Genomic DNA, 6,000 nt, shown 5'->3' with positions numbered 1-6,000 from the left:
AATTAACAAGCCGCACCTTCAACAGCCAACACACAGAAGTAATGATTAAAGCCAAGGTGATAAACACGATGAACAGGCTAGGTATGCCTGAATATTGGTAAAAATAATAAGGCCTCAGTAAAGGCCTATTTGATCAACAAGGCCGCGCACATGTGCATATTTTCATTGAGCTAATTGATGAACCTATAAGCACTGTAAGCAATACGCTGTAATTATGTGTAATAGTTAACATGAAGAATCTTAAATATGCTCTTTAAGTTATTTCTCAAAGGAGCATATGAATGAATAGTGAAATAGACATTGCCATTGTGGGTGGTGGAGTATCTGGGGTTTATAGCGCTTGGCGCCTGCAACAAGAATTAGGACACGACCAACGCATTGCTTTGTATGAGTATAGCAACCGGATCGGTGGTCGTCTTTACAGCACAAACCTTCCAGGCTTGCCAAATGTTGTTGCTGAGCTTGGTGGCATGCGATATATCCCTGAAGATCATGTAATGGTGAGTTCATTAGTCGATGAACTAAAATTAAAAACAAAAGATTTTCCGATGGGGTCAGAGCTGCCTCTATATCCCTCTGAACAGCACAACTCTCCCAAAGCCGGTAGTGAAAACAATTTGTTTTACTTACGAGGCCAATACTTTAGGTATCGAGATTTTGCCGAATGCCCAGATAAAATACCTTACAACCTTGAAGAAACCGAGCGCGGGTATGGACCTGAAGATTTACAAGTAAAAGTAATGAACCTGATCTGTCCGGGCTTTGCAGATATGTCGCTATCTGAACAAATGAAAGTCAAAGTTTTTGGTAAAGAAATATGGAAACTAGGTTTTTGGAATCTTTTAGAGCATGTACTGAGTAACGAAGCTTATCTATTTATGAAGGAGGCAGGCGGGTACGATGCCAATGTTGCAAATGCCAATGCAGTAACCCAATTACCAGCGACAGAGTACAGCGACGATACCGTATTTAAAACTCTGAAAGATGGTTTTCAAGCTCTACCTCTTAAACTTCGTGATGAGTTTAAAAAAGCACCTGGGTGCCTAGAAAGTTCTAAACGGATCAACATGTTAAGACGTTTAGTAAAAATTGAAATGCATGATTGTGAAGAATACCGTTACAATCTGACTTTTCAACCAATGATGGTTAATGACCAAAAGAAAGTCATTGATGCTAACGCCCCTGTTCAGTGCGTTAAAGCCAAACGATTGATCCTCGCTATGCCAAGAAGGTCGTTAGAGCTTATCGAATCACCTTTTTTTGATGATCCTTGGCTGAAAGAAAACATTCCATCGGTGCTAAGCCAAAAAGCAATCAAGATGTTTATGGCGTACGAACAACCATGGTGGCGTAGCCTTGGGCTTGTTGCTGGTCGTTCAGTGACAGATCTACCCATCCGACAAACCTACTACTTAGGAACTGAGTGCGACCAAAAGGAATGCGTAGAGTATACCAGCAATGAAAAGGGCGAAAAGGTCTGCAAAAATCAGTACACATATGGCGAGCCAAATACCAACTCACTACTGATGGCCTCCTATAATGATATTGGTACAATCCCTTATTGGAAGGGACTAGAAAAAGGGGAACACTACCAAGGGTATGTGCCAGCATATGGCGTTGAAGGCTACTGCCAAAATGAAATAGTCCCGAAAAATCAATACCAAATCACAACAGGTATGGTTGAAGCTGCACACCGTCAGATCCAAGCGTTACATAATCAAAAAGCATTGCCTATGCCTTACTCTGCCATCTATCAAGAATGGGGAGATGATCCATATGGTGGTGGATGGCATGAATGGAAGGCTAACTACCGACTAGATGAGATCATGTGCAAAATGCGTCACCCTGTTGAGACAGAAGACATCTATATTGTTGGTGAAGCATACTCATATGAACAAGGCTGGGTAGAAGGTGCACTAAATACAGCTGAGTCAACTCTTGCAGAGTTCTTCAAGTTACCGACGCCGACATGGCTAAGTACATGTGGCAAACCTCATAATTACTTGCCAATTGACTGTTGCAAGCAATGCGACTCAGCCTCCGAAACTAAGCAGCCCAACGCCAGCTCAAAAACCCTCAATGAAGCTACTGAGTTTGCCTATGAAGGAATAAATCATGAGTACCGCTAATTTTACCGTTGCAGATTATCTGCTGTGGCGCTTAAAACAGTTTGGACTTGACAAAGTTTTTCAAGTCCCCGGGGACTATGTACAGGAGTTCATGACTGCGTTAGACAACTTCCCTGGCATCGATGCCGTTGGCGATGTAACTGAGCTGGGAGCAGGCTATGCTGCTGAAGGTTACGCAAGATATCGCGGTATTGGCGCGGTGTCAGTGCAGTATGGCGTGGGTACATTTAGCGTCCTAAATGCAATTGCTGGTGCGTATGTAGAGCGAAATCCCGTAGTCGTTATTTCGGCGAGTCCCTCGGCGTCAAATCGTGTAGATATCGAAGAAACGGGTGTGCTGTTCCATCACTCTACAGGCGATTATAGTGCTGACAAGAAAATTTTTGAAAACGTCACTGTTGCCAGCGAAATTCTTGCGGATGCGACTGCGGCTCCTAGTATCATAGACCGCGCGCTGCAATTAGCAATGAGTGAAAAAAGGCCAATTTACCTTGAAGCTTGGCAAAATGTATGGGGAGCACCCTGTAATAAACCAGATAATGACCTAGTTATAGAGCTTCCAGCCTCTGAACCACCGGCGATGGCAGCACTACTTGAAAAAACAATTAGCCGCCTTGAAAAGGCAGAAAAACCACTCGTTTTATTGGGTATAGAGGTTGCTCGCCTTGGCATACAAGCACAAGTAGAAAGCTTACTTTGTCATTTAAACGTACCTTATACAACGTCTACACTTGCCAAGTCGGTATTAAGTGAGACGCAAGGGGTAGGTAAAGAGCTGTTTATTGGTACCTACGCTGGGGAGGCTTCTTGGCCAGAGACGTTTGACTTTGTTAAAGAACGAGACTGCATTTTGGCACTGGGTATGATATTCACAGACGACTACCTCACCATGTTAGATAAGCAAGGAACTAACCTGATCAGAGTGAATATGGGGGAGGCGAGAGTAGGCAAATGTGAACGTATTAGTGGTATCAACTTGGCACAGTTTATTGGTGACTTAGTTGAGTATATTAAGCAAACACCCCGACAGCAGCATACGCAATGTACCATACCAAAAAATTCATACTTGAATACACCGATCCACGATAGCGACAAAATAACATACGATAATTTTTTTGTTACTTATCAACAACAATTAGTTCGGTCACAACACGTGCAGGATCTAAATTTAATATTAGGTGAAAGCTCATCTCTTTATATGGCAGCGCGTTTGACTGGCATAGAAAAGAACCGCTTTGTCAGTGACGCCGCTTGGGGGTCCTTAGGCCACGAAACTGGGTGCTCCCTCGGTACTGGATTGGCCAATCCAAGGCGAAGCGCTGTTATTGCAGGTGATGGTGGCTTTATGATGATGTGTCAAACGCTTTCAACAATTAGCCATAATAAGCTCAATACCGTTGTTTTTGTGATGAGCAATCAAGTCTATGCCATAGAGCAATCGTTCGTTGATATCTGTGCGTTTACACCCAGCGGTGAATTTGCGCCGTTTGATAAGCTTCATCATTGGAACTACGAAGCACTAGCCAAGGCTTATTTGGTCGAATATTTGAATGTGGAAAATGTAGAGGATTTAAATCAAGCTTTCTCAACGATAAATGCAAACCAAGACAAATCATATTTAATTAAAGTTAACCTAAATAAAAAAGACCTCGCACCCGCGATAAAAGATCTCGCTGAAGCCATAACAGGCACTCAGGTTGAAAATTGCCCATGCAGCTCAGAAAAAGGAAATAATGATGACAGAACAATGCAATAAACCAAAGCCAGAATGTCAATTAGAAGAAGCTGAAAAGCGTATTGAGGCATACTGGGAAAAAACTATAAGCTACATAAAAACACTGAAGAAAACCCATGCTTTCGAGTCTGATCAATTACTGACGCTGCTACCTTCAGAAGATCTAGATAATAAACGCTTTTTACGATATCAATCGAAAGCATTGATTTTTAATACGAGATTACAGTTTTCGCCTTCCGTTATCGTAATGTGCAAGCACACCGATGATGTTGTAAATGCTTATCAAGAAGCGATACAGCACAAACTACCAATTCGTGTGCGCTCAGGCGGTCATGATCATGAAGGGGAGTGCACTGGTACCGATGTTGTATTGCTCGATCTTAGCGAGCTAAAAGAGTTTTCTATTCACCAGCGTGGCAAGGACTATATTGCACATATCGGTTCAGGTTATCGCTTTTATCAGGTTATCCCAAAACTGGCCAATCCAGCAGATAAAAAGATACCGCCTTTGACGATCCCTCATGGCACATGCGCAACTGTCGGCTTAGCAGGTTATGTTCAGGGTGGGGGCTGGGGGCCTTGGACTAGAGCGAAAGGAATGTGCTGCGAGTCACTGGTAGGCGCAACAGTTATTTTGCAAAACGGAACAAAAATTCAAGTCTCAGAAACGGAGTATCCAGATATATTATGGGCACTACGGGGCGGTGGCGCTTTAAGTTATGGCATAGTTACAGAGTTCAGAGTCAAGGCATTTGAGATCCCTGACGAAATACACCGCTTTGAGCTCCATTGGAACAATGAGGAAGCAGACTCAACAAATTTAGAAACATGGACTTTACTCACACAGTGGGAACGCGCAATTAATGACCCGCGAACCGAGCGCCTTGTGGGTACAAACCTTAAGATCAACGCAATTCCCGATCAAGCCTGTATCAGCGTAAAATCATTGAGACACCCCAGCACCATGTACGGGTATTGGGAAGGTACAGAGAGCGAGCTGGACAATTTTGTCGGGCAATATTTTCCAACGGCAAAAGTAACTAAGACAGGTACTGATACCAAGCTTAACTACAGCTCTGCATTGATGTCTAACTGGTCTAGAGATACCTTAGCAAACTTAAAACCACTTGGTGTAAAGCAAGCTTTGGTATCAAATGAAAATGGCACGCCATTTACACCTGACTATGACGCACCGGCACCACATAAAATCACCTCTAAACTCGTTCACGAAACGGGCCTCACAGAGGAAGGTAGAGCAGAGCTGTTGCGGTCTTTAACTTCGCCGTTACTGTTCGAACAAAATGCAGAGCTAGGCTTATTTTCTTACGTAACGCTGGGCGCTATTGCAGGGCAGTTTTATGAAGATGACACAATTACTGGCGCAGCTAGACGTGTCGCTTTTCCTTATTCTAAAGCCCAGTATACAATTCAATATCAAACATGGTGGAATACAAAACTAAAATATGACGGGAGCTTTGATCGTAAAATGCTTGGTCAAGATAACCCAGTATTCCGTTATGTAAACCGAGCTTTAGACTGGATTGAAGTCAGTCGTGATACATCGATTGACGGCGCGTATGGTGCTTTCATCAGTTTTAAAGATTCATCAATACCAACAAAAACTTACTTTCAAGACAGCTATGAGGAGCTGATCAAAATCAAAGAAAAATACTCTGGTTTCAAACTGGATACAAATTCAGGGGAGAAAGAGGTTTATATAAATTACAATCACTTAAGAACAAGAAAGACGATTATTTAAATCGATATAGCTTTAAACTTGTGCTTAGTATTGTGCAGGCAAGCAAGCTACTTGGATTGTAAAACAAACAAGTGGCTCATAAGTAACAAAGTGAAAATAGACCACTTTGTTACTTATTATTTTTGATTGTAGGTATCTAGCTGATAGTTTTGCCATATGAAGTTGCTAAACTAACTGCATACTCACAGAACTTAAGGCATTTACCTCTCCAGCCTACACGTTCCCATTGTCATCGCTTATTAGTCATCAAACACAAGATATCATTCACACAAAAATTGCTGAAGCTCAGAAAATAGACTTATCATTAGTAATTCTTTACACAAGACATATTTATGAAAATTTCTGTATAAACAGCAATAAAGAAGAAAAATAAGCTT

Annotated in this window: 3 protein-coding genes; all 3 read left to right on the top strand. The window is 42.1% G+C overall.

What is annotated here, in order from left to right; genetic code table 11:
- The first annotated feature begins 281 nt into the window (after nt 1–281).
- From L1077_RS25855 to L1077_RS25845, 3 genes are read left to right on the top strand one after another with little or no spacing between them, the layout of a single operon-like run.
- Nucleotides 282–2,129: a flavin monoamine oxidase family protein gene (locus L1077_RS25855; RefSeq protein ID WP_237139654.1), complete on the top strand. Its 1,848-nt coding sequence runs from the start codon at nt 282–284 to the stop codon at nt 2,127–2,129.
- A complete protein-coding gene (locus L1077_RS25850; RefSeq protein ID WP_237139653.1) occupies nt 2,116–3,885 on the top strand; it encodes an alpha-keto acid decarboxylase family protein in 1,770 nt (589 codons plus the stop codon). The genes L1077_RS25855 and L1077_RS25850 overlap by 14 nt, the downstream gene beginning before the upstream one ends.
- Nucleotides 3,863–5,623 (top strand): FAD-binding oxidoreductase, encoded by a 1,761-nt coding sequence (locus L1077_RS25845; protein ID WP_237139652.1) that lies wholly within the window; start codon nt 3,863–3,865, stop codon nt 5,621–5,623. Before L1077_RS25850 ends, L1077_RS25845 begins: the two co-directional genes overlap by 23 nt.
- The last annotated feature ends 377 nt before the right edge of the window (nt 5,624–6,000 follow it).

The organism is Pseudoalteromonas luteoviolacea, from assembly GCF_021654285.1.
Classification (GTDB): domain Bacteria; phylum Pseudomonadota; class Gammaproteobacteria; order Enterobacterales; family Alteromonadaceae; genus Pseudoalteromonas; species Pseudoalteromonas luteoviolacea_J.
Note: the sequence above shows the minus strand (reverse complement) of the source record. Positions and strands in the feature narration are given on the sequence as shown.

Coding starts and splice junctions, on each gene's coding strand:
- L1077_RS25855 (WP_237139654.1), top strand. CDS start 282: ATGAATAGTGAAATAGACATTGCCATTGTGGGTGGTGGAGTATCTGGG.
- L1077_RS25850 (WP_237139653.1), top strand. CDS start 2,116: ATGAGTACCGCTAATTTTACCGTTGCAGATTATCTGCTGTGGCGCTTA.
- L1077_RS25845 (WP_237139652.1), top strand. CDS start 3,863: ATGATGACAGAACAATGCAATAAACCAAAGCCAGAATGTCAATTAGAA.